This window comes from Streptomyces anthophorae (assembly GCF_049310305.1).
Lineage (GTDB): Bacteria > Actinomycetota > Actinomycetes > Streptomycetales > Streptomycetaceae > Streptomyces.
This window is the reverse complement of the sequence record NZ_JBLWQQ010000001.1, coordinates 8,923,840-8,947,086: the sequence shown is the minus strand read 5'-3', so window position 1 is coordinate 8,947,086 and position 23,247 is coordinate 8,923,840. Positions and strand designations below refer to the sequence as shown.

Here is a 23,247-nt window from a genome sequence, read left to right as displayed (position 1 = left end):
CGGCAGGGGGCCGCATCCTGAAGACACGTGCGCCTGTCGAACCGTGCACCCGGGCCACCGGCAGGGGCGAGTGCGCAGGTCGTATCGGCATTGTCGTACGCTGGCCTTCCATGGCAATAAGTACCTCGCTGTGGTCCTTCGCCCTCGTCGTAGGGCTTCTCACTCTCACTCCCGGTCTCGACACCGCCCTGATCCTGCGCACCTCGGCCCTCGGCCGGCGCAGAAGAGCCTGGGGCGTCGTCCTCGGAATCCAGTCCGGCACCCTCCTGTGGGGCGCACTCACCTCCTTGGGAGTCACCGCGCTCCTGACGGCCTCGCACCTCGCCTACGTGACGTTGCGCTGGGTCGGCGCCGCGTATCTCGTCTGGATGGGTGTCCGCATGCTGCGGGAGACCTTCCGGGGCCTGCCCGCGGCCGACATCGACGACTCGGAGCTGCTCTCGGGGAAAGACTCGGTGGCGGGCGGCTGGCGACAGGGGACGCTCACCAACCTCCTCAACCCGAAGATGGGCGCCTTCTACGTCGCCGTGCTGCCCCAGTTCGTCCCCGCTGGCACCGGGCATTTCGCCATGGGGCTGTTGCTCACCGCGGTGCACATCCTCATCGGCCTGGTGTGGTCGGCCGTCCTCATCGGGGCCGCCCGCGTGCTGCACGGCTGGCTGCGCAGGCCTCGCGCCCGTCGCCTGCTCGACCGGATCACCGGGACCGTCATCGCCGGCTTCGGAGTCCGGCTCGCCCTCAGCGACTGAACGACGTACCCGTCGCCTGGCGGAGCAGAGCGGCCGAGACGCCCCAGAGACGCTCGGCAGCCGCAGGATCGAGCGCCCACTCCTTGACACCGTGCGGGTGGTCCGCGAGTTCGGCGTCGTTCGGCACGGTGTACGCCTCCCGCCCGTCGTCGAGGTAGTGGCCTCCGGTGTGGGCGAACTGCGGGGCAACGGCCGCGACGACGCCGGTGGCGGCGCCCTGCTCGACCGTCTTGTACGTGAAGACACCCGCGGCCTCGGCGGCGTCGAGCGACGCCTTCTGCTCCGGAGTGAAGTTCCGTTGCAGCCCTGTGGCGACACCACCCGGGTTCACCGCGTTGGCCACGATGCCGTCGGACGCCCAGCGAAGGCTCGCCTCGACGGCGAAGAGCGAGTTCGCCGTCTTGGACTGGGCGTAGGCGAGCTGCGGGCCGTATGCACGACGCTCGAATTGCGGGTCGGCGAAGTCGACGCCGGCACGCATGTGTGCCGTGGAACTGACCGCGACGATCCGCGCCCCGTCGCGCTCGTCCGCTCCTCGCGCCAGCGCGCCACGCAGCCCGACGGCCAGGGCGAAGTGGCCGAGGTGGTTCGTCGCGAACTGCAACTCCCAGCCCTCACGGGTGCGTTCGAGACCTCCGGTGACCACGCCCGCGTTGTTGATCAGCAGATGGAGCGGCCCGTCCCAGGTGTCGACGAACCCCGCGACGGAGCCCGTATCAGCAAGGTCGAGCCGGACGACCCGCGGCCGGGTCCCACCGGTCGCCTGCGCGATCCGGTCGGCGGCGGCCGCTCCCGCGACCACGTCACGGACTGCGAGCGTCACCTCCGCCCCCGCGGCGGCCAGCGCACGCGCCGTCTCGGCGCCGAGCCCGGAGGAGGCTCCGGTCACGACCGCGCGGACACCTGCGAGATGGACGCCGCGCAGCACTTCATCGGCGGTGCTGGAGGCGGTGAAGGGCGTGGTGATGAGAACACGGTCAGCCATGCGACGACTATACGCACTGCACAGTGTTTGTATAGTTCGCATACCGCTCCTACGATCAGTCCATGAGCAGCCCCGACGCCGCCACCCCTGACACCGACCGCCGATCCCGGGTCCTGGACTCCGCCATGGCCACGTTCGCGCGATTCGGATACCGGAAGACCTCGATGGAGGAGGTGGCGCGGGCCGCGGACATCTCCCGGCCGGGCCTCTACTTCCTCTTCTCATCGAAGGAGTCCCTGTTCCGCGCCGCGGCCACCCGCACCCTGGAACAGGACCTCGACGCGATCGAGCACACCTTGGCCGACACCGACCGCCCTCTGTCCGACCGCCTCGTGGACGCGTTCGACCGATGGACCGGGCGGTACATCGGCCCGCTGGCGGGCGACATCGCCGCGGCCATCGAGGACAACCCGCACGTCCTCGGCGAGATCACCGAAACCGCGCCACGCCGCTTCGAGGAACTGATCACCGACGCGATCACCCACGGTTCGACACACGAGTCGGCGCGGAAGCCCGTCGCCCCTGCCGCCGTCGCCCAGACATTGATCAGCACATCGATCGGCCTCAAGCAGCAGGCCCGGACTCGGGAGTTCTACGTGGCCCGGATGAGGACCGCCGTCTCGCTGCTGGTGCACTGAGGACGACACAGGCACGCACGCACACCTTCAAGTCAGTAGACACTGTCTACCGCCATCCGGTAGACAGTGTCTATGCAGACGAACCGCTCCACCGGCGACAGCCTCCGCGACCGCCTCATCGACACCGGCGTGGCACTCGTGGACACAGAGGGCGCGGCAGCGCTGTCGCTGCGCGAGATCGCCCGACGGGCGGGTGTCTCGCACGGCGCGCCCCGCCGCTACTTCCCGACCCACCTCGAACTGCTGTCGGCCATCGCACGGCGCGGCTTCGAAGACCTCGGCGAGTGCGTCACGCGAGCGCTCGCCGACAGCGATCAGGGCCCGCGCACCCAGGTGGCCACCCTCTCCCGCACCTATCTCGACTTCGCCGCGCGACACCGCGGCATGTACGAGCTGATGTTCCGTCACGACCTGCTGGAGAGCGGCGAGTTGGGTCTGCGCGAGACCAGCCTTCCGCTGTTCAAAGTTCTCACGGAGCTGGTCGCCGCCGCCCGGCCCGACAGTCAACCCGCCCTCCTGGCCGGCGCACTGTGGGCGAATCTGCACGGCGTCGCCCAACTGTGGGGCTGGGGAAGCCTCCAACTGGCCGTCGCCGCCGAGGACATCGAGCCGTTGCTGGCCACGGTGCTCGACGCCCATCTGGGCCCGGCAGCCCGATGAACGCTTCCGCTCGTCGGCGCATCACGCTCACGGGCAGTGTCGTCGGCGCGGTCCTCGTCGCGCTCGACGGCACGGTCCTGACCGTCGCCCAGCCCGCGCTCCAGGACGACCTCGGCGCCTCCCTCGCACAGGTCCAGTGGACCAGCACCGGTTATCTCATCGCGGTGGCGAGCCTGCTGGTGTTCGCCGGGCGGCTCGGTGACCGCTACGGGCACGCGCGGCTCTTCGGGTACGGGACGCTCGGATTCGCGGCGGCCTCCGCCGGTATCGGCTTCGCGCCGGACATCCGCTGGGTGATCGGGCTGCGCATGCTCCAGGGGGTGTGCGGCGCACTGCTCCAGCCGGCGACGCTCGGCATGCTGCGGGCGGCCTACGCGGCCGATTCGCTCGGCATGCCGATCGCGCTGCGCACCAGTGCGATCGGTGTCGCGGCAGCCGCGGGCCCGCTGGTCGGCGGGGCGCTCACGGCCCAACTGGGCTGGCGTTCGGTGTTCTTCCTCGGGGTGCTGCCCGCCGTCGTGATCGCCGTGATCGTCCTGGCGGCGCGCCGGGACGCCGTCCTCGAGCGACCCGATGGCGTACCCGCCGATGACCGGACGGCTGCGCCCGCACCACGCGCCGTCGGGCTCGATCCGGGCGGCGCGCTGCTGCTCGCCGTGGCGCTCGGCTGCCTGGTGGCGACGCTGGCCGGGCTGCCGGGAGCCGGGTGGACGACGGGCACGACGCTGTTCGCGGCCGGTGCGGGTGCGTCCGCGGTGGGCTTCGTCGCGCACGAACGCCGCACGGCGGACCCGCTGCTGCCACCCGCCCTGCTCGCGTCACCGGCCGTCGCCCCCGCGCTGGCCATCCTGCTGACGGCGTCGGCGGCCCTGTTCGGCACGCTGTTCACGGCCACGTACTTTCTTCAGGACGTGCTCGGCCTCGACCCGCTCGGCACGGCGCTGCGCATGCTGCCCGCCGCCCTGTGCATGGTGCTGGCGGCGCCGCTCACCCCGGTATTGCTGCGCCGCTATGGGAGCCGGGCGACGACATCGGGCGGGATGCTGTTCCTGGCGGCGGGGGTGTTCGGCTTCGGCCGCCTCGACACGTCATCGCCCCAACTGGCCATCACGGTCTGCGCGTTCGCGATGGGAACGGGCTTCGGCACGGTGATGGTCGCCGCGACCGAATCGCTCGTCCGCCACGCCGACCTCGGCGCGGCCGGGGTGACGGGAGGCCTCCAGCAGACGGCGATGAACGTGGGCCCGACGCTCGGCGTGGCGACGGCGACGACGCTCCTCGCGACCGGCGCGGACTTCGTGGCATCGATGGGCGTGACGCTGACGGCACTCGCGGTCCTGCTGCTCCTCACCTGCGCGGCCGCCGTTCGACTTCCCGCCGGTGCGGCGCAGCGCGTGACCCGGGCGCGTACGCGAGCACCCTAGGGCGGCCAAGGCGGCGACGGCGAGCCCGGCACCTCCCACACGTCAGCCCTGCGCCGCCTTGCCTCCGACCGTCGAGCGCGACGCGGTGTCGCCGATGACGCCTGCGAGCCGCTGGAGCTGGGCGGCGAGCGCATGGCGCTCCGCGGGCGTGAAGTGCGCCAGGGCCTGGAACTGGCGCGCCCTCAGTTCGGCCCGCATGGCGGCGAGCCGGTCGGCGCCGTCCTCGGTGAGGCGGATCAGGACCTGCCGTTCGTCGCGTTCGGAGCGCCGCCGCGTGACCACTCCGTCGGCCTCGAGCTGTTTGAGCATACGAGTGGCAGTGGGGACGCTGACCTCCGCGCCCGCGGCGAGCGCCCCGACCGATACCCCCTCCCCCCGGACGTCCCCCACCAGCGGTTCCAGCATCGCCACCTGAGACATGGACAGACCGGCCCCTGACTGGCCGACGGACGCGGCACGAGACCGACGCATGGCGTAGAAGAGCTGGTCGGCGGCGCGCGCCAGCTCCTCCACGCCCGCCTCGTCACTGCCGTCGTCCCGCTGCTCTCCACCTGCGCGCTTGCCCACGTCTCCCATGACCGTTAGCTTACTAAATGAATCTGTTAGCAGGCTAACCAATAGGGAGCTAACCACCATGGACCTTCCCGCCCGCATCGACGTCCACCAGCACCTCGTCCCGCCCGTCTGGGCGCGGGCCCTCGACTCACGCGGCCTGGACTCGGGCGGCTGGGCCATCCCGTCCTGGACCCCGGAAAGCGCGATCGCGATGATGGATCAGCAGGGAATCGCCACCGGCGTCCTGTCCGTCACCGCGCCCGGCGTGCACCTGGACGGCGACGCTGCCGCCCGTGACCTCGCCCGCGCCGTCAACGAGTACGGCGCCGAAGTCGTCAAGGACCGCCCCGACCGCTTCGGCCACTTCGCGAGCGTTCCGCTGCCCGATGTCGACGCCGCCGTGGCCGAGGCCGTCCACGGGCTCGACACCCTGCGCGCCGACGGCGTGGTGCTGATGTCCAACGCCCATGGCCGCTACCTCGGCGACCCGGACTTCGAGCCGCTGTGGGCGGAGCTCGACCGCCGCGCGGCCAACGTCTTCGTCCACCCCGCCCAGCCGCCGATGCCGTTGCTCCCGGGCACCCCCGCCCCGCTCGCCGACTACGTCTTCGACACCACCCGCACCGCCCTGAACCTGGTGCTCAACGGCGTCATGAGCCGGTACCCGAACGTGCGCGTGATCCTCTCCCACGGCGGCGGCTTCCTTCCGTACGCCGCCTACCGGTTCACCGGGCTGACCTCGATGGTCGTCGACCCGGACCGCACGGAGGAGGACGTCCTGCGGGACCTCAAGCGGTTCTACTTCGACACCGCGCTGTCCGCGAGCCCCAGCGCCCTGCCCGCTCTGCTGGCCTTCGCCGAGCCCGGCCACGTCCTCTACGGGAGCGACTGGCCCTTCGCCCCGCAGGAAGCCGGAACCTACTACAACCGGTATCTGACGTCGTACCCCGACTTCACGCCCGGGCAGGCGAAGGCCATCGACCGCGACAACGCCGAGGCGCTCTTTCCCCGCCTCGCCCGCTGACCGCGCGCGACACCGGCGGGGGCCGCTCAGCCGGAGACCGGCGCCCGGGACAGCGCGGTGCGCACCGCGAAGACGCCGAGCAGTCCGCCCGCCGTGAACCGCTGTGCGGTCATGGCGCGGGGGCGGGCGGCCAGGAATCCCGAGACCCGTGCGGCACCCAGCACGATCAGGGTGTTCACGGTCATCCCCACGACGATCTGTACGCCGCCGAGTTGGAGCAGCTGCCCCCAGGTGGGCCCGGCGTGCGGATCGAGGAACTGGGGCAAGAGCGCGGCGTACAGGAGCGCGATCTTGGGGTTGAGCAGGTTGGTCAGCAGCCCCATCGAGAACAGCCGGGCGTCGGACACCGGAGGCAGGTCCCCCGCCGGGGCGAACGGCGAGCGCCCGCCGGGCTTGAGCATGCTCCAGGCCAGGTAGGCGAGGTACGCGGCGCCGGCCAGCTTGACCACCAGGTACGCCACCGGCACGGCGGCGAACAGCGCGGACAGCCCCGCGGCCGCGGCCAGCAGATAGGCCACGAAGCCGACGGCGGTCCCGCTCAGGCTGACCAGGCCCGCCCGGCGGCCCTGGGTGATCGCGCGCGAGGCCAGGTGAATCATGTTCGGCCCCGGAGTGAGCGCCATGCCCAGTTCGATCAGGGCCACTCCCCCGACCGCGGTCGCACTGATCACCGGTCACCCTCCTGGTCACTCACCGGACACCCGAACATCCGTGCCACAGATTACGCGATCGGGAGAGTCCGCCGATCGGACCAGCCCTCACCAGCCCTCAGGGCCTCAGTGCCTCAGCGCCTCAGTGCGGAATCCCGTCGATCAGTTCCCGCGCCCCCTGCCGCAGCAGCGCGACCGCCACCGACATCCCCAGCGTCGCCGGGTCCAACGGGCCCGCCCACTCCTGCGCATTCAGCACCCGCTTGCCGTCGGGGGTGAACACGCAGCCCCGCAGCGACAGGTCGCCGGAGCGCTCAGCACGGGCGTAACCGGCGATCGGTGAATTGCAGTGGCCCTGAAGGACGTGCAGGAACATTCGCTCGGCGGTCGCCTCGCGCCAAGTGTCGCGGTCGCCGAGCCCGGTCACCGCCTCCAGGGTCGACTCGTCGTCCTCGCGGCACTGCAACGCCAGGATTCCGGCGCCGATCGGCGGGCAGATCCGCTCCGGCGCGAGGACCTCCGTGATGACGTCGGTGCGGTTGATCCGCTCGAGGCCGGACAGCGCGAGGAGCAGGACGTCCGCGTCGCCCGCCGCCATCTTCTCCATGCGGCGGTTGGCGTTCCCGCGCATCGGGACGCATTCCAAGTGCGGGTGCGAGGCAGCGAGTTGGGCGACTCGGCGAACCGAGGACGTGCCGACGCGGGTGCCCTCGGGCAGCTCGTCGAGGGTGCGGCCCGCCGGGTCGATCAGGGCGTCCCGTACGTCGTCCCGCTTGAGGTACGCGCCGAACGTGCAGCCCTCCGGCAGCGGCCGGTCCGCCGGGATGTCCTTGAGGCAGTGCACGGCGAGGTCGGCCTGGCCGTCGAGCAGCGCCCGGTCGACCTCCTTGGTGAAGGCGCCCTTGCCGCCGAGCACCGACAGGTCGCCCATCCACTTGTCACCGCTGGTCGTGACCGGCACGACCTCGGTACGGATGCCGGGGTGGAGCGCGGCGAGTTCGGCGCGGACGCGCTCCACCTGGGCCAGCGCCATCGGCGACGAACGGGAGACGATACGGATCAACTCGGCTGACATGCCGACACGATAGCCCCTTCGGCGTCGCGGGAATCGACACCCGTGCGCGGAGCGACCGCACTCAGCGCGGCCCGGACCGCCGCGACCAGCCGCGCGCCTCGCCCTCGTCGATGAGTCGCTGCCCGGCCTGCCACAGGGACGTGGACGCGTCCCCGATGACCGCTTTGCGGGCGCGGACGTCGTCGGCGGTGACGCCAGGGGTGCGCCAGGTGCCGCCGCGCGCCATCCAGTTGAGGAGCAGGGGCTGGAGCCGGTCCATCGCCTTGGCGAACACCGCCTCAGGGGTGCGCCGTTCCTCGAACTCGTTCCACAGCGCCCTCATGCGCCGACCCTGGTCCGCGGGCAGCAGCCCGAACAGTTCGTCGGCCGCGGCACTCTCCCGCTCCTCCTGGTCGCGGCCCGCGGCGCTGTCGTACAGGGGCGTGTCGCCGGCGTAGATCTCCACCAGGTCGTGCAGGAGCACCAGTTGGACGGTGTGCCCGACATCGATGGGACGGTCGGAGTGCTCGGCGAGGACGAGCACCATCATCGCCAGGTGCCACGAGTGCTCCGCGTCGTTCTCGCGGCGCTCCGCCGCGGCCAGCGGCGACTGCCGGAGGACGGTCTTGAGCTGATCCACCTCGACGAGGAAGGTGAGTTGGTCCCGCAGCCGGTCGTCGAGGCCTTCGGGGAAGGGCGTCTTGTCGGCGAGCAGGCCGCGGCGCTCGTCACCCACGCCACTCACGCCTTCGTCGTGACTCATGCCGCCATCGTGGCATGCGTGGGCCGACACACGGCGGCGCGCCCCGTTCAGGACGCAGGGCGCAGGATGCCTTCCACCCCGTGCAGGAACGTCTCGGAGATGAGCCCGGGGTCGAAGAGGCAGCCGGCGGCCATGGCGCCGTCCCGGAGCATCACGAAGTGCCGCCCTGCCGCGTCCGCGGGCGCGCAACCGGCCTGGTCGAGCAGTTCGACGGCGGTTTCCAGGAACCACTGCCGGTGCGCGAGCACGGCCTGGTGGACCGGGTGGGACGGGTCGGGGTACTCGGCCGCGGCGTTCAGGAAGGCGCAGCCGCGAAAGCCCGTGGACCGGATGCCCTCGGTGATCGTGCGGGCGACGGCGCGGACCGTGTCGGGGGCGGGCAGCTCCTGGGCGCGGACGGCCTCGACCTGGCCGCGGATGCCCTGGTCGGCCTGTTGCAGGTAGGCGAGAACAAGGTCTTCCTTGCCTTTGAAGTGCCGGTACAGCGTGGCCCGGGTGACCTGGGCCTCTTCGATGATCCGGTCCACGCCGACCGAGTGGATCCCCTCGGTGTAGAAGATGCGGGTCGCCGTGGAGAGCAGCCGCGTCCGCGCCTCGGACGTCCTGCCGCCTGTCGTGCTCGCGCTCATGGCGCCACCGTACCAGGCATACGAGGGAGAACGTTCGGTCTTGACGACGGGCCGTGGACGGCTTTAGATGAGAAGAGGAAAGAGACCGAACGTTCTCCCTCGGTCGAACGCCGCGGGCGTGCCACGCCTCCTTCTCCGCTTTCCTCCGCTTGTTCTCCGCCCTCCGAAAGGGATCCTCATGGAAACCGTCGTCTCCACGCCCGCCCCCACGACGAACCCCGTCGCGTCGCTGCGCCGCCTGTACCTGCTCCGCTTCGCCTTCGCCGCCGTATGGGCCGGCCTGCTGTTCGCGAGCGCGGACAGCCTGGGGCCCCTCAGCAAGACGCTGCTGGTGCTCTATCCCCTGTTCGACGTGGCCTGCGCGATCGTCGACGTCCGCTCGGCCAGGGCCGACCGCGGGCCGGTGCTGGGCCTCTACGCGAACATCGCGCTCAGCGTCCTGACCACCGCGGGGCTGATCGCGGCCGTCTCCTCCGGCATCCCGTCCGTGCTGCGCGTGTGGGGCGCCTGGGCCATCACCGCGGGCCTCGTCCAACTGGCCGTCGGTGTCCTGCGGCGCGGCATGGGCGGACAGTGGCCGATGATCGCCAGCGGCGGCATCTCCGCCCTCGCCGGAGCCTCGTTCGTCGCCCAGGCGGCGAAGGACGGCGCGTCGCTGACCAACCTGGCCGGATACGCCTTCCTCGGCGGTGTGTTCTTCCTCGTCTCCGCGCTCCGTCTGCGGCGCTGAGGCGGACGAGCGCGATCCCTCGGCGCCGTCCACCCCCGACCGGCCGTCCTCGACGTCGAGGACGGCCGTCTCCGTGGTCCCGGAAGCGGCCGCCACCCGCCCGTGGCCGACACCAGCCACACGGGCGAAGCCGTCCGACACGGCCGGCACCTCGACGACGCGCTGCCCGTCCGGCCGCCTGCCTGCGCGCTCCTGCTCACCACCGGGCGAGCAAGGGCGCGCCCTTGTTCAACCACTGCGGAGTCGATCCGGCCATCCTCACCAGAACCCTCCACCTCGGCCCCCGAGAAGCAACACGATGCAACACGAAGATTGCACCGGCACCCTCCGCCACGACTGCCACGAACACCGCTGCTGCCCACCCTGCCCCTACGAGCTCTCCCACCGTTGCGCCCGCGAATGCCACTGCTTCGAACGTCGCGCCTGTGAGGACTGATCATGACCCGCGCACTCCGCACCGCCCGCGCCCACCTCTTCGCCGCGGCCGCGCTCACCGTCGGTGCCGTCCACATCGGCATGACCGAAGCCCCGTGGCACTGCTTGCCCGGCCTGTGCTTGGCCGCGGTGCTCGTCCGGTCCGCGCTGCGGTCCTACGCCGAGCACCAGACACTCCTCTCCGAATGCGAGCGGGCCCGGCATGCGGCGATCGTCGAGGAGCTCGACACAGCCGTCGAGTGCTGTCGCCTCGCGCACCTCTCGGGCGGCTACGCCCATGGCAAGGGCTGCATGCTGTCCGCGGACGCGTTCGCCGAGCTCTACACCGCGTGCTGCGCCGAAGGGTTCGTGTCGCGCGGCGCCCGGCACTGGCCCACGTGCCGGGTCAACTCGGCGCGGAGCAGCGCCCTATGAGCGGCGGGGCCCCACCCGGCGCGCGGGCCCTACCGCCCGAACACCTCGAACGGCACCGCCGGTTTCCCGCCGAAGCGCTCCGCCGCCGCCTGCGCGTTCCCCGTGAGGAAGGTGCGGCAGTACGTCTCCGGGTCCTCGTCGGTCAACACCTCGATGTACGTACGGTGTTCGAGGAGCGAGGCGATGGAGCGCTCCAGGCCGACCGTGGCGTCGACGGCGTGCGTGGGCTGCGCGGAACCGGCGATGGCGACCCACCGCACCCCGTTCCACGGCTCAAGTCCCTGTTCGGTGAGCTCGGGGAAGATCCACCGGTTGCCCGCGTCGCCCGCCGCGTCGAGCGTGGCCCGGCCGACGGCGACGTGGTCGGGCGTGTTCCAGGCGACGCCGCCCCAGGTGTCACGGTGGTTGAGGGTGATGACGAGTTCCGGACGGTGCCGGCGGATGGCGGCGGCGATGTCGCGGCGCAGCGCGATGCCGTACTCGATGACACCGTCCTGGTGGTCGAGGAACTCGACCGTCTCCACACCCACGACGGCCGCGCCGGCCCGCTGCTCCTGTTCGCGCAGCGGGCCGCACTTGGCGGGTTCGACGGTGTCGATGCCGGCCTCGCCGCGGGTGGCGAGTACGTAGGTGACCTCGCGGCCCGCGTCGGTCCAGGCCGCGATGGCGGCGGAGCAGCCGTACTCCAGGTCGTCCGGGTGGGCGACGACGGCAAGGGCCCGCTGCCAGTCCTCCGGCATGGGCTTCAGCGGGACTTGGGCGTTCGAATCGGGCAGGGTCATGCGGGCAAGCCTATGACTCCGCCCGAAGGCTCACACCTCTCCGCGCACCATCGCCAGCAAGCGGTCGAGGACGCGCGGGCCGCCCGCCCGCAGGCCGTCGTGCTCGAACTCGTTCGTCACCCAGGGGCGCAGGCTGCGGATGGTGCGGGCGGTGCGCAGGGCGTGCTCCGTGTCGACGTACATGTCGTCGTGGTAGACGGCGGCGACCGCCGGGACCTCGTTCGCGGCGAGCCGGGTCGGGTCGTACAGCGGCGCCCAGTCGGTGCGCGCCGCGACCCGCTCGGCGACCTCGCGCAGCGGGCGCAGCGCCGGGTCGCAGTCGAACTGCCACGGGTGGATGGTCTCGCCGGTGAACAGGAGCGGCCCGCCGTCCGCGAGCGCCTTCTCCCCGTCGAACTGCGGGAATTCCCCGCGCACGCGCTCCGCTGACCAGTCGGTGGCCCGCCCGCCCTGCGCGTAGATCGCCTCGTGAAGGACCGCGTACAAGGGGTGGGGGCGGTACGAGAGCGCGCCCGCGAGCTGTTCCTGGAACGCGTCGGACAGCTCCCGCCCACCCGGGGTCCGCACGAACGCCTCCTCAAGGAGGTAGTGCAGCCGGTCGCTGCCGTCGCCCGCGCCGAGCCAGATGCCGAGCGACTGGAAGGCGGGGACGGTCAGGCGGTAGCCGTTCGGAAGGACCGGCTCGTGCTCCTGGACGTACGCGGCGATCTCCTTCGCCCGCTCGACGTCCATCGGGTAACGGGCGTAGTGCGCCCGGACCTTGCGCTCGACGCGCGGGTACGCGGCGCGGTAGACGTCGTCGGCGTGGCCGTCGAGCGTCGGCAGGCCGCCCGTGATGATCGCGGTCTCCAGGCCCTCCGGCGCGGACGACAGATAGCGGACGGCGCAGAAGCCGCCGAAGCTCTGCCCGAGGATCGTCCAGGGCGCGCCGCCGGTGACCTCGCGGCGGATGTACTCGCAGTCGCGCACGATCGAGTCGGCGCGGAAGTGGCCCACGTACGCGGCCTGCTGTTCCGCGTCGCCGCGCAGGGGGAGCGTCTGGCGGTTCACGGTGGCGGAGGCGCCGGTGCCGCGCTGGTCGAGCAGGAGGACCCGGTAGTCCTTCAGGGCCCGGCCGAGCCAGGCCGCCGGGCCGGAGAAGCGGTTGGCACCGAAGCCGGGACCGCCCTGGAGGTAGAGCAGCCACGGCAGGTTCTCGTGCGCGCGCCCCGGGGCGACGGCCTCGCGCGCGAAGAGCTCGATGCGCTCTCCGTCGGGGACGTCGTGGTCCAGGGGGACGGAGAACCGGCGGTCGGTCAGGACGACCCCGGCCTGGCGGTAGGTGGCGGCGCTCAATGCGGCTCCTGTGCGGTGGGCGGTGGTGCGGGTGGTGCGTCCGGCCAGTCTCCCACCCCCATGATCGACACCTTCTGCCACATCCGGTTGTCACATCCGGGGCTCCTGACCGGTTCTCCCTTTTGAAAGCTCAGGAGCCACAGAAAGGATCGTCCCGATGAAAGCCGTCATCGTGTGCCACTCCGTGTCGCACGGCAATACGCGCCGTGTCGCCGACGCCATGGCCGAGGTACTGGACGCGAAGGTCCTCGGCCCCGACGAGGCCGACCCCACGGAGCTCGCGGAGGCCGACCTCGTGGGATTCGGCTCCGGCGTCTTCCACACCAAGCTGCACCCGCTTCTGACCGAGTTCGCCGGGTCACTGCTACCCACCACTCGCGGCCGGGCCTTCGTGTTCGCCACCAGCGGGCTTCCCGAGACACCTGTGACGCGTTTCGCGCGCCCCTTGGTCCGTCTCCTGGAGAGCAAGGGCTTCGTGGTGGACGGGTCCTTCTCGTGCCGGGCGTTCGACACCTGGGCGCCCTTCAAGGTCGTCGGAGGCATCAATAAACACCGGCCGAACGACGCGGATCTCGCCGCGGCGCGGGAGTTCGCCACGCGGCTACGGGAAGTCCGTGGGCCGGTCTCCTGACAGCGGTTCAAGAAAGTGGTTCGAGGACCACCACCGTGGTCTCGAACGACCGCTTCGCCGCGTACGCGTCCAGGTTCGTCTCGATCGCGCGCCAGCGGTCCCACAGCCGCGCCCGCTCCTCGCCCGTCGCGGCACGCGCGCGTACCGTCCGCCGCCCGGTGACCAGGTGGACGCTCGCCTCGGGGTGTGCCTGGAGGTTGAGCCACCAGGCGGGCTCGCCCTCGCCCCAGCCGTTCATCGCCAGCGTGACCAGGTGCGGGCCGTCCTCGACGTAGGCGACGATGACGCCGCGCGGGCGGCCGGTGCGGCGGCCCGTGATGGTCAGGCGCAGGGTGCCCCATTTGCCGGGGCGCGGCTTCCAGAGTCCGATCCGGCCGCCGAAGGCCCGGTACGCGCCCCGGTGCACCGACCAGGCCAGGCGGATGAACCAGCGCGGCGGCAGCCACGGCGCTTTCGTACGGTCCCCGGTCGGCATGGCGGCCTCCCCACGCACGGTTCGGCGGCGGTTGCGCAGCACGCTAACCGCGGGCGACCGCGCCCGGTAGGGCCGAACGGTCCGCTGACGCTCAGCGCGCGCCCAGGCTCGATCCGCGCACCACCAACTCCGGTTGCAGCACGACCCGCCGATGCTCGTGCGCGCTCTCCGGGTCGTCCGCCGCCTCGATCTCCTCCAGGAGCAGGTCCGCGGCAAGCGCGCCCATGTGCACCGCGGGCTGGCGCACCGACGTGAGCGGGACCGCCGCCGCCGACGCGAACTCGATGTCGTCGTAGCCGACGATCGCGATGTCCTCGGGGACCCGGACCCCGGCCGCGTACAGGGACTGGAGGACACCGAGCGCGAGGAGGTCGTTGGCGCAGAAGACGGCGGTGGGGCGCTCGGTGAGGCCGAGGAGACGGGCGCCCGCGTCGCGGCCCGCGGCCACGTCGAGGCGGTCGGTCGGGAGTTCGCGCAGCACGGAGGACGGGAGGCCGGCCTCCTTCAGCGCGCGCAGGGCGCCCTGGCGGCGGTCCGCGACCTGATTGAGGGTGGGCGGTCCGCTGACGTACGCGATGGAACGGTGGCCCGCGTCGACGAGGTGGCGCACGGCGAGCGCGCCTCCGTTGACGTCGTCGACCGAGACCGAGCACTCGGTGGCGCCCTCCGCGACCCGGTCGACCAGCACGAACGGGATGTCGTGCCTGCGGAAGGCCTCCACGGTGGGGCCGGTCGCCTCTGCGGGCGTCAGCAGCACCCCGCGCACCCGCTGCTCGGCGAAGAGCGACAGGTAGTCGGCCTCCTCTGCGGGGCTCTGCGCGCTGTTGCACACCATCACCCCGAGCCCGGCGTCGCGGGCGGCACGCTCGGCGCCGCGTGCGACATCCACGAAGAAGGGGTTGCCCATGTCGAGGACGAGCAGGCCCATGATGCGGCTGCGTCCGGCACGCAGCTGGCGGGCGGACTCGCTGCGGACGTAGCCGAGCCGCTCGATGGCGGCCTGGACGCGGGCACGCGTCGCGTCGGCCACGGCCTCGGGCCGGTTGATCACATTCGAGACCGTGCCCACGGACACCCCCGCTTCACGGGCGACGTCCTTGATCCCCACGGACTGTCCCATCGGGTGTGGTCCTCCTGGTGAGCTGGTGCGGCAGTCGGAGTGTACGTGGCGGGGGCCGGTCGGTGTTCGATACGCCGGACGATCGGGTGAATCGTTTCGGTCAGTCCGGGGGTCCGGACCAGCGGGGACGCCACCCGCCGCACCTCCATACGCGCGATCTGCCGTACTAGTAAGCCCAATACACCTCACGCATACCTCGTGCACGCCTCTTGCCTCTCGCGGCGCGGACCTGAATCGTTTGAACCGGAACACCTTCACCGACGAAGGGACACCCCGAGATGCGCAGCGACATACGTCGCAGAACCGTCCTCGCCGCGAGCGCGGGCGCGGTGCCCGTCATCGCGGCAGCGGCCCCGCCCGCCGCCGCGGCCCCCATGAAAGCCGCCGCTCTCCCGACGCCCCCGGGCGGCGCGGTCACCGGCCTCACCACCGAGCACCGCGTCGACCCCCTCGGCACCGATGCCACCCGCCCCCGCTTCGGGTGGCGGCTCGGCTCCCAGAAGCGCGGCCTGGCGCAGGGCGCGTACCGGATCCGGGTGGCTTCCAGCGCGGAGCGGCTCGCCCGCGCGGACGTGTGGGACAGCGGCCGCGTGACATCGTCCGACTCGGTGGCCGTGCGCTACGACGGGCCCGAACTGCGGCCGTCCACCGGCTACTTCTGGTCCGTGACGGTGTGGGACGCGGACGGCCGCGAGGTCGGCACCTCCCCCGCCGCCCGCTTCGAGACGGCCCTGCTCAGCAGCGACGGCGTCACCCGCTGGGACGGCGCCCAGTGGATCGGCATGAAGGGCAAGAAGCCCAACTCGGCGGGCGCGCCGCTGCTGCGCGGCCAGACCGCGCTGCGCAAGGGCGGCCGGGTCCGCGAGGCGCGCCTGTACGTCACGGCGCTCGGCGTCTACGAGGCGTACGTCAACGGCGAGCGCGTCACGGTCCCCGAGGGCGAGGGCCGCACGGCCGAACTCCTCACCCCGGGCTGGACCAACTACGACACGAGCGTCAACTACATGACGTACGACGTCACGGACCTGGTCACACGGGGCGGCGGCCGCGACGTGACGCTCGCCGCCGTGCTCGGCAACGGCTGGTACAATGCCCGCGTCTCCGAGGGCAGCACGTACTACTCCAAGGACGGCAACCCGCTCGCCCTCAAGGCCAAGCTGCTCGTCCGGTACGCCGACGGCAGCACGCAGAGCATCGTCACGAAACCCGGCGCCGCCTGGAAGGCCACCGACACCGGCCCCTATCGCGCCGACGACATCTACGACGGCCAGACCTACGACGCCCGCAAGGAACTCCCCGGCTGGACGGCGAGCGGCTTCGACACGTCGGCTTGGTCGGACGTCGAGGAGGTCGGCTACGCCGCGAAGTACCCGGACGCCAAACTGACCGCCTACCCCGGCGAGACGGCCCGCCTGATGGCGAAGTGGGACCGCACGCCGCAGTCGTTGACGGTCTACTCCGAGGTCACGGGCGAGGAGTCGAGCGCCAACGGCAAGGGCCACATCGTCCCCGACCCCGCCCGCTCCACCAGCGGCAAGCCGGGCCCCGTCACCCTGCGCCCCGGTGACACCGCCGTCTTCGACCTCGGCCAGAACATGGTCGGCGTCCCCCGCTACACGCTGCGCGGCCCGGCCGGAGCCGAAGTCGTCGTCAGGTTCGGCGAGATGCTCAACGACGACAGCAAGGGCGCGGACGGTCCCGTCGGCTCCCTGTACCGGGCCAATCTCCGCTCGGCGAAGGCCACGAGCACGTACATCCTCAAGGGCACCGGCGGCGAGGGCGAGACCCACGAGGACACGCTCACCTTCTACGGCTTCCGCTACGTGTCGGTGGCGGTGACCACGAAGGACGCCGAGGTCACGGTCTCCGGCCTCACCGGAAGGGTCGCCACCTCCGCGATCCGCGAGACCGGCAGCGTCCGGACCAACGACGAAGACGTCAACCAGCTGATCAGCAACGTCCATTGGGGACAGCGCGGCAACTACCTGTGGGTGCCCACCGACTGCCCGCAGCGCGACGAGCGGCTCGGCTGGACCGGCGACACCCAGGTGTTCTCCCGCACCGGCCTCTACAACACGGACTCGGTCGCCTTCCTCAGCCACTTCGAGGACATCCTGATCGAGTCGCAGAAGACGTATGGCGTCGACGGCGCGCAGTTCACGGCGGTGGCACCCGGCAACCGGTACAACGCGGCGCAGCCGTGCAGCGGTTGGGCGGACTGCGGGGTCGTCGTGCCGTGGACGGTGTGGCAGATGAGCGGCGACCGGACGGTCGTCGACCGCAGCTGGGACGCGATGGTCGCGTACATCGACTGGATCAAGAAGAAGGGCGGCGACAGCTACGCCGGGCAGGGCGCGATCTTCGCCGACTGGCTCGCCTTCCAGAACACCGGCACGCAGTTGATGAGCGACGTCTACTACGCGTACAGCGTCCGCCTGATGGCACAGATGGCACGCGCGACGGGCCGGTCCACGGAGTCCAAGTCATACGACGCCCTCTTCACCCACATCCGCCGCGCCTTCATGGCGAAGTACATCGCGGTCGACGGCGACAGGATCACCGTCCGCTCCAGCCTCGGCGGCAAGCCGCCCATGGGCGGCGACCCGGAGGACAACAGCCAGTCGGCCCTCCTCTGGGTCCTCAAGCTCGGCTTTTACGACACGCAGGCCCAACGCCGCGCCCTGGTCGGCCTGTTGGCGGACAACATCGGCAACGACGCGGCGTACAAGGCGGCCCACCCCGACAGCGCCCGCGTCGACTACGCCGAGAACACCCTCTCCGTCGGCTTCCTCGGCGCGAACGTCCTCGCCCCGGTCCTCACCGACGAGGGCCGCCCCGACCTGGCGTACGAACTCCTCCACCAGGACGCCATGCCCTCCTGGCTCTACTCGGTGAAGAACGGCGCGACGACGATCTGGGAACGCTGGAACTCCTACTCCAAGGAGGACGGCTTCGGCCCGGTCGAGATGAACTCCTTCAACCACTACTCGTACGGCGCGATCATGGAATGGATGTACGCGTACATGGCCGGCATCGCCACCGACCCCGACCACCCCGGCTTCCGCCGCTTCCGCCTCTAGCCCCACCTGGACCCAACGGGCAGGATCACCGAGGTCGAGGCCCGCCACCTCTCCCCCTACGGCGAGATCACGAGCACCTGGTCCCTGTCCCCCGACGGCACCCTCACGTACGAGGCCGTGGTCCCACCCAACACCGAGGCGACCCTCGCCCTCCCGGCGGTCTCAGCGGACACGGTCCGCGAGGGCCGGACCCCACTGGCGAAGACCGCCGGAGTCCGCTTCGAGAACTTCACGGACAAGGTGGCGACGTATCGGCTGTCGCCGGGGAGGTATCGGGTGACGAGTTCGGTGCGCTGACGCGAGGAGGCAGAACTGAAGACGGTCGTAGCCCGCCCAGGAATTCCGTCAGCGGGCTACTTCCTGCCGGGAGTCCATTTCATACCGAGCCGGTAAGCCCGCGAGATCACGTCATGGATCGCGCGACCGTCCTGAGGCGTGAACCACCTCACCTCGCGTCCCACGACGAGTTCCCCCCTTCTGCCTCTTGATCAAAGCAATTGCGCACGCTTGCCCCTGCGGCGGACATCAATCGAGGCGCACTGTGAAGCAGTCGCCACGGTCATCACGGCTTCTGCCAGCGTTTGCCGCCGAAGCGGGCGAGTGCCTGGACGAGCGTGGTGCGCTGGCGTGAGGTGAGGGGGCCCAGGACGCAGGCGACAAGGGGCTCGCCGCCGTCTCGCATGGGCGGTACACGGTAGGGCCAGCCGGCAGGGCAGTCTCTCCGCCTCGGCCGTGAGTTTCCGCGTGGTGTCAGCAGAATGCCGTTGTGCGCATACGGTGCGTCGGACCGGATCGAGCCGATTTCGATGCGCTGGATCGTGTCCCACCCGAACTCTCGCCGTCCGACACTGCTCGTGGTGGTGATGCCATGAGGCCCGACCTCCAGCGTCCAGCCTCGATGCCCCGTGTGGAGCCGCCGCATGCGACGGTCCCACGCCGTGTGCACCAGCACCCCGAGGGAGTAGAAAGACATGAGCGCGGAGAGCAAGCAGACAGCAGCCCAACCGGTGAATTGCTCACCGGAGACAGCTCCGTAATTCAATCCGAGAGACAGGTAGAAGCCCACGGCCGCCGCCGTCGCTGCGATCCCTACCTTGGCTGTCTGCCGCCGACCGTCGAACGGCGCGCGCATCTGTGCGCCGTACGTCTCCAGCGGGTCGGTACCGGTCCACGACATGGTGAATGGGGCATCCCGAGCGGGGCCGGACTGCGAAGTAGTGCCCATCGTCGAAGACGACGAGGTCGTCAGGCCCGTCTGGGTTCGATGGTGCGATTGGCCGAGGGGTCGCAGCGCCTGGGCGACGGCGTCCGCCGAGGCGTATCGCTTGTCGGGGTCTTTGCTCAGGAGCGTGAGCACCAGGTCGTCCCACGCGGCGCCGACACCCGGGCGCACGGTACTGGGGGCCGGCGGCTCTTCGGTCAGATGTGCAGAGAGATAGCCCACGGCGTCGGGGGCCTGAAAGGGCAGGCGGCTGGTGATCAGTTCGAACAGCAGGCAGCCGAGTGCGTAAAGGTCGCTGCGGGGCTCGGGACGGCCGCGTGCCTGCTCGGGAGCCATGTACGCAGGTGTCCCCACGACGTACCCGGTGTGAGTGAGCCGGTCAGCGCTCTTGTCAGGGGCGACGGCGCGGGCGATGCCAAAGTCGAGCACTTTTGCTCCGCCGCCCGCGTGCGGGACGAGGATGTTGGACGGTTTGATGTCCCGGTGCATAACGCCAAGAGCGTGGGCATGAGCGAGCGCATCACATATCTGTGCGCCCCACTGCGCCGCGTCACGCGCTGATACGGCACCTTGGCGCAGCCTCTCGTCGAGCCCCACTCCCTGGACGAGTTCCATGACCAGGAACGGCATCGCGTCCGCTCCCGTCCCCGTCTGCCCCAGGTCGTGCACTGTCACAATGTTGGCCTGCTGGAGACGTGCGGTGATCTGCGCCTCACGCAAGAACCGGGCGCGCGCTTCGTCGCCGGCACGGCCGGCTCCGGCGAGCAGCGAAATCACCTTCACCGCGACCAGCCGGTTCAAGGTCTCGTCCTGGGCCTCCCATACCTCGCCCATGCCTCCCTCGCCCAGTTGCCGACGCAACTGGTAACGCCCCCCGAGGAGTTGTCCTCGCACACTCGCCCCCTGCCCCAGCCCAGACCGTTGCAAGAAGCATGATGACGCACGAGTGCAAGCCGGTGACAGTGGGCGCTCTGAGAGGGGCGTTAGGTTTGACGTTGACGGCTGGTTTGTTGGTGGGCACGCTGAGGAGGTCGTGCGGCTCGCGGGCTCGGTGGTTCAGGGAGCTCCGAAGGGAAGGCTGTGGAGCGCGACGTACTGGCGCGGCTATTGGCCGCTCACGAGGCGGAACCCGCCACGGCCGCCGCGGCGATGGCGGCTCTTCGCGGTGGCGCCACCTACGTGGTGTGGGGTGGAGCTTCTTCGTCCGAGGCGTATGCCCACATCTATGCCCGCCGGCTCCGGCACACGCAGCGCAGAGGAACGCGCACCTTGGGTCTTGAGCGTGCGGTCCAGCTGCTCCGCGAGCATCACGGGTCCGTGTGTCTCGGGCATATCGTCGCCGCCGACGGCGCCTGGGCCTTCATGCTCTTCCTCAGCGAGGATGCGGAATCTCTTGTTGCTTGCACTGGCGTGCAGCGGGCGGTCGAGTAGATACCAGCCGGGCACTCAGCGGGGGCTCCGGCTCGACCCCCGTACCACCAACTCCGGCCTCAGCACGATGTGTTCGTGGTGGTGGTCCGACGCGTGGGGGCCTGTTTCCTGGAGGAGGAGGTGGGCGGCGATGGTGCCGAGGCTTGTGGCCGGTTGGCGGATTGAGGTGAGGGGGACCGCGGCCGCCGAGGCGAATTCGATGTCGTCGTAGCCGACCAGGGAGATGTCGCCGGGGACGCGGATACCGGCCGCGTAGAGGGATTGCAGGACGCCGAGGGCCAGGAGGTCGTTGGCGCAGAAGACGGCCGTGGGGCGGTGGGCCAGGCCCAGGAAGCGGGCGCCCGCGTCGCGGCCTGCCGCCACGTCGAGGCGGTCCGTGGGGAGTTCGTGGAGCAGAGACGTAGGCAGCCCTGTTTCCGCCAGGGCCTTGTGGGCGCCCTCGCGGCGGTCTTGGACCTGTTTGAGGTGGGGCGGGCCGCTCACGTAGGCGAGGGAGCGGTGACCCGTGTCGAGGAGGTGGCGGAGGGCGAGTGAGCCGCCCGCCACGTCGTCGACCGCCACCGAGCAGCCCGGTTCGTCGCCCGCGACCCGGTCCACGACGACGTACGGGATGCCGTGGCGGCGGAAGGCCCGGAGGGTGGCGCCGCTGGGGTCCGCCGGGGTGATGAGGGCGCCGCGTACCCGTTGTTCGGCGAACATGGAGAGGTATTCGGCCTCCACGGACGGGCTCTGGGCGCTGTTGCACACCATCACGCCGAGCCCGGCCTCGCGCGCGGCGCGTTCGGCGCCGCGTGCGAGGTCCACGAAGAACGGGTTGCCCATGTCGAGGACGAGCAGCGACACGATCCGGCTCTGCCCGGCCCGCAGTTGGCGGGCGTACTCGCTGCGGACGTAGCCGAGCCGGGCGATGACCTGCTGGACATGCCGGCGGGTGGGTCCGGAGACCCGGTCGGGCTGGTTGAGGACGTTGGAGACGGTGCCGACCGAGACACCGGCCTCCCTGGCCACGTCCTTGATGCCCACCGCGGAGCGCTCAGGCAAGGTGGAAGACCTCGGTGAGCGGGCGCATCGCGACGTCGGGCGCCTGCCCGTCCAACGCCTCGAAGAACTCGCCCATCTCGGCCTGCCAGCGCGCGTTCACGTCGGTGGCGTCCATCGCCGCGCGCGCCTTGTCGAAGTCCTCGGTCTCCAGGTAGCCGACGAGCAGTCCGTCCTCGCGCAGGAAGAGCGAGTAGTTGTGCCAGCCGGTGGCCGTCAGGGCGTCCCGCATCTCCTGCCATACGTGCGCGTGGCGTTCGCGGTACTCGTCGATGCGGTCCGACTTGACCTTGAGCAGGAAGCAGACCCGTTGCATGTCCCTCATGTGTCGCTTCCCGCTCAGAACTTGTAGTCGTCGATGTTCTTCTTGTCGAAGACGGTCGGCTTGCCGAGGGTGACGACGCCGTCCTTCTCGATCGTGTACTCGCCCATGTCGCCGGCCTTGAACTTCTCCCCCGCCTTGCCGGTGATCTGCCCGGACTCCAGGGCCACCGCGGTGTGCGCCGCGAGCGCGCCGAGCTTCGCCGGGTCCCACAGCTCGAACGCGTCGACCGTGCCGTTCTTGACGTAGGCGCGCATGTCGTTGGGGGTGCCGAGGCCGGTCAGCTTGACCTTGCCCTTGTACTTGGAGCCGGAGAGGTACTGGGCGGCCGCCTTGATGCCGACGGTGGTCGGGGAGATGATCCCCTTCAGCTTCGGGTGCTCCTGGAGGAGGCCCTGCGTCTGCTGGAACGACTTCTGCGCGTCGTCGTCCCCGTACGCGGTCGTGACGAGCTTGATGTCCTTGTAGGCGGGCTTCTTCAGCTCGTCCTTCATGTACTTGATCCACGTGTTCTGGTTGGTGGCCGTCTGGGCCGCCGACAGAATCGCGATCTCGCCCTTGTTGCCGATCTGCTTGGCGATCTGCTGCACCTGGGTGCGGCCGAGGTCCTCGGCGGAGGCCTGCGAGACGAAGGCGTTGCGGCAGTCGACCTTGGTGTCGGAGTCGTACGTGACGATGCTGACGCCGCTCTTCATCGCCTGCTTGAGCGCTGTGCACAGCGCGCCCGGGTCCTGCGCGGACACCGCGATGGCGTCGGCCTGCTGCTGGGTGAGGGTGTTGACGTAGGAGACCTGTCCTGAGGTGTCGGTGCCGGAGCTGGTGCCGACCTCCTTGTACGTGGAACCGAGCTGCTGCACCGCCTTCTTGCCGCCGTTGTCGGAGGTCGTGAAGTACGGGTTGTTGACCTGCTTGGGCAGGAAGGCGACCGTGAGGCCCTTCTTGGTCTCGGCGTTCGGGTCGGCCTTGCCCGCGGCGGCGGACTTGGCGTCCTCCTTGTTGGAGTCCGACTTGGTGGTGCCGCCGCAGGCGGTGGCGGCCACCATGAGGGCGGTGGAGACGGCGAGCGCGGCGGACAGCCGGCGGGTGCGTGCGTTCATGGCG

At 70.7% G+C, this 23,247-nt stretch carries 23 protein-coding genes and 1 pseudogene; 10 read left to right on the top strand and 14 right to left on the bottom strand.

Annotated elements, in window-relative coordinates; all coding sequences use genetic code 11:
* Positions 1-110: 110 nt before the first annotated feature.
* Positions 111-749 (top strand): LysE family translocator, encoded by a 639-nt coding sequence (locus ACNYS0_RS40905; RefSeq protein ID WP_422481681.1) that lies wholly within the window; start codon positions 111-113, stop codon positions 747-749.
* Here ACNYS0_RS40905 and ACNYS0_RS40900 read toward each other — a convergent pair.
* Positions 739-1,734: an SDR family NAD(P)-dependent oxidoreductase gene (locus ACNYS0_RS40900; protein WP_422481679.1), complete on the bottom strand. Its 996-nt coding sequence runs from the start codon at positions 1,732-1,734 to the stop codon at positions 739-741. The two genes, ACNYS0_RS40905 and ACNYS0_RS40900, sit on opposite strands and share 11 nt — an antisense overlap.
* A gap of 62 nt (positions 1,735-1,796) precedes the next feature.
* Here ACNYS0_RS40900 and ACNYS0_RS40895 point away from each other — a divergent pair, with 62 nt between their 5' ends.
* The 3 genes from ACNYS0_RS40895 (at position 1,797) to ACNYS0_RS40885 (ending at position 4,456) form a co-directional block, all read left to right on the top strand.
* Complete coding sequence (locus ACNYS0_RS40895; RefSeq protein WP_422481677.1) at positions 1,797-2,372, top strand: TetR/AcrR family transcriptional regulator; 576 nt, start codon at positions 1,797-1,799, stop codon at positions 2,370-2,372.
* Between the two features lie 72 nt (positions 2,373-2,444).
* On the top strand, positions 2,445-3,032 hold the full coding sequence (locus ACNYS0_RS40890; RefSeq protein ID WP_422481675.1) for a TetR/AcrR family transcriptional regulator: 588 nt from the start codon (positions 2,445-2,447) through the stop codon (positions 3,030-3,032).
* Positions 3,029-4,456, top strand: a complete 1,428-nt coding sequence (locus tag ACNYS0_RS40885) for an MFS transporter (RefSeq protein ID WP_422481673.1) — start codon at positions 3,029-3,031, stop codon at positions 4,454-4,456. Before ACNYS0_RS40890 ends, ACNYS0_RS40885 begins: the two co-directional genes overlap by 4 nt.
* Before the next feature lie 42 nt (positions 4,457-4,498).
* Here the strand turns inward: ACNYS0_RS40885 and ACNYS0_RS40880 are convergent, their stop codons facing one another.
* Positions 4,499-5,032: a MarR family winged helix-turn-helix transcriptional regulator gene (locus tag ACNYS0_RS40880; protein WP_422481671.1), complete on the bottom strand. Its 534-nt coding sequence runs from the start codon at positions 5,030-5,032 to the stop codon at positions 4,499-4,501.
* A 58-nt stretch (positions 5,033-5,090) separates the two neighbouring features.
* On the opposite strand from ACNYS0_RS40880, the gene ACNYS0_RS40875 reads away from it, so the two are divergent.
* The gene (locus ACNYS0_RS40875) at positions 5,091-6,035 is read left to right on the top strand and encodes an amidohydrolase family protein (protein ID WP_422481669.1); all 945 of its coding nucleotides are present in this window, start codon (positions 5,091-5,093) and stop codon (positions 6,033-6,035) included.
* Positions 6,036-6,061: 26 nt separating this feature from the next.
* Here the strand turns inward: ACNYS0_RS40875 and ACNYS0_RS40870 are convergent, their stop codons facing one another.
* The 4 genes from ACNYS0_RS40870 to ACNYS0_RS40855 all read right to left on the bottom strand — a co-directional run bounded on the left by ACNYS0_RS40870 (position 6,062) and on the right by ACNYS0_RS40855 (position 9,131).
* Positions 6,062-6,706 (bottom strand): LysE family translocator, encoded by a 645-nt coding sequence (locus ACNYS0_RS40870; RefSeq protein ID WP_422481667.1) that lies wholly within the window; start codon positions 6,704-6,706, stop codon positions 6,062-6,064.
* A 121-nt stretch (positions 6,707-6,827) separates the two neighbouring features.
* A complete protein-coding gene (gene hemC / locus ACNYS0_RS40865; protein ID WP_422481665.1) occupies positions 6,828-7,760 on the bottom strand; it encodes a hydroxymethylbilane synthase in 933 nt (310 codons plus the stop codon).
* 61 nt (positions 7,761-7,821) lie between these two features.
* Positions 7,822-8,502 carry an HD domain-containing protein gene (locus ACNYS0_RS40860; RefSeq protein WP_422481663.1) on the bottom strand — a complete coding sequence of 227 codons (681 nt, stop codon included), beginning with the start codon at positions 8,500-8,502 and terminating at the stop codon, positions 7,822-7,824.
* A 47-nt stretch (positions 8,503-8,549) separates the two neighbouring features.
* On the bottom strand, positions 8,550-9,131 hold the full coding sequence (locus ACNYS0_RS40855; RefSeq protein ID WP_422481661.1) for a TetR/AcrR family transcriptional regulator: 582 nt from the start codon (positions 9,129-9,131) through the stop codon (positions 8,550-8,552).
* A gap of 178 nt (positions 9,132-9,309) precedes the next feature.
* On the opposite strand from ACNYS0_RS40855, the gene ACNYS0_RS40850 reads away from it, so the two are divergent.
* A complete protein-coding gene (locus tag ACNYS0_RS40850; protein WP_422481659.1) occupies positions 9,310-9,861 on the top strand; it encodes a hypothetical protein in 552 nt (183 codons plus the stop codon).
* Positions 9,862-10,299: 438 nt separating this feature from the next.
* Positions 10,300-10,710, top strand: coding sequence for a hypothetical protein (locus tag ACNYS0_RS40845; protein ID WP_422481657.1), 411 nt, complete (start codon positions 10,300-10,302; stop codon positions 10,708-10,710).
* Positions 10,711-10,739: 29 nt separating this feature from the next.
* Here the strand turns inward: ACNYS0_RS40845 and ACNYS0_RS40840 are convergent, their stop codons facing one another.
* Both ACNYS0_RS40840 and ACNYS0_RS40835 read right to left on the bottom strand, forming a co-directional pair.
* On the bottom strand, positions 10,740-11,492 hold the full coding sequence (locus ACNYS0_RS40840; protein ID WP_422481655.1) for a PIG-L deacetylase family protein: 753 nt from the start codon (positions 11,490-11,492) through the stop codon (positions 10,740-10,742).
* Between the two features lie 30 nt (positions 11,493-11,522).
* Positions 11,523-12,827, bottom strand: coding sequence for an alpha/beta fold hydrolase (locus ACNYS0_RS40835; protein ID WP_422481653.1), 1,305 nt, complete (start codon positions 12,825-12,827; stop codon positions 11,523-11,525).
* 157 nt (positions 12,828-12,984) lie between these two features.
* On the opposite strand from ACNYS0_RS40835, the gene ACNYS0_RS40830 reads away from it, so the two are divergent.
* Positions 12,985-13,458, top strand: coding sequence for a flavodoxin family protein (locus ACNYS0_RS40830; RefSeq protein ID WP_422481651.1), 474 nt, complete (start codon positions 12,985-12,987; stop codon positions 13,456-13,458).
* Positions 13,459-13,465: 7 nt separating this feature from the next.
* Here the strand turns inward: ACNYS0_RS40830 and ACNYS0_RS40825 are convergent, their stop codons facing one another.
* Both ACNYS0_RS40825 and ACNYS0_RS40820 read right to left on the bottom strand, forming a co-directional pair.
* Positions 13,466-13,933, bottom strand: a complete 468-nt coding sequence (locus tag ACNYS0_RS40825) for a nitroreductase/quinone reductase family protein (protein ID WP_422481649.1) — start codon at positions 13,931-13,933, stop codon at positions 13,466-13,468.
* A gap of 91 nt (positions 13,934-14,024) precedes the next feature.
* Positions 14,025-15,053, bottom strand: a complete 1,029-nt coding sequence (locus tag ACNYS0_RS40820) for a LacI family DNA-binding transcriptional regulator (protein WP_422481647.1) — start codon at positions 15,051-15,053, stop codon at positions 14,025-14,027.
* 278 nt (positions 15,054-15,331) lie between these two features.
* On the opposite strand from ACNYS0_RS40820, the pseudogene ACNYS0_RS40815 reads away from it, so the two are divergent.
* Positions 15,332-18,430 (top strand): annotated as a pseudogene (locus ACNYS0_RS40815) (family 78 glycoside hydrolase catalytic domain).
* 265 nt (positions 18,431-18,695) lie between these two features.
* Here the strand turns inward: ACNYS0_RS40815 and ACNYS0_RS40810 are convergent.
* The gene (locus tag ACNYS0_RS40810; protein WP_422481645.1) at positions 18,696-20,189 is read right to left on the bottom strand and encodes a serine/threonine-protein kinase; all 1,494 of its coding nucleotides are present in this window, start codon (positions 20,187-20,189) and stop codon (positions 18,696-18,698) included.
* Positions 20,190-20,435: 246 nt separating this feature from the next.
* On the opposite strand from ACNYS0_RS40810, the gene ACNYS0_RS40805 reads away from it, so the two are divergent.
* A complete protein-coding gene (locus ACNYS0_RS40805; protein WP_422481643.1) occupies positions 20,436-20,786 on the top strand; it encodes a hypothetical protein in 351 nt (116 codons plus the stop codon).
* Between the two features lie 15 nt (positions 20,787-20,801).
* On the opposite strand, the gene ACNYS0_RS40800 is transcribed toward ACNYS0_RS40805, so the two are convergent.
* From ACNYS0_RS40800 to rhaS, 3 genes are read right to left on the bottom strand one after another with little or no spacing between them, the layout of a single operon-like run.
* Positions 20,802-21,827 carry a LacI family DNA-binding transcriptional regulator gene (locus ACNYS0_RS40800; protein ID WP_422481641.1) on the bottom strand — a complete coding sequence of 342 codons (1,026 nt, stop codon included), beginning with the start codon at positions 21,825-21,827 and terminating at the stop codon, positions 20,802-20,804.
* Entirely contained in the window at positions 21,820-22,140 is a 321-nt protein-coding gene (locus tag ACNYS0_RS40795; protein WP_422482903.1) for an L-rhamnose mutarotase, read from the bottom strand. The genes ACNYS0_RS40800 and ACNYS0_RS40795 overlap by 8 nt, the downstream gene beginning before the upstream one ends.
* Before the next feature lie 23 nt (positions 22,141-22,163).
* Positions 22,164-23,243 (bottom strand): rhamnose ABC transporter substrate-binding protein, encoded by a 1,080-nt coding sequence (gene rhaS, locus ACNYS0_RS40790; RefSeq protein WP_422481639.1) that lies wholly within the window; start codon positions 23,241-23,243, stop codon positions 22,164-22,166.
* Positions 23,244-23,247: the final 4 nt, after the last annotated feature.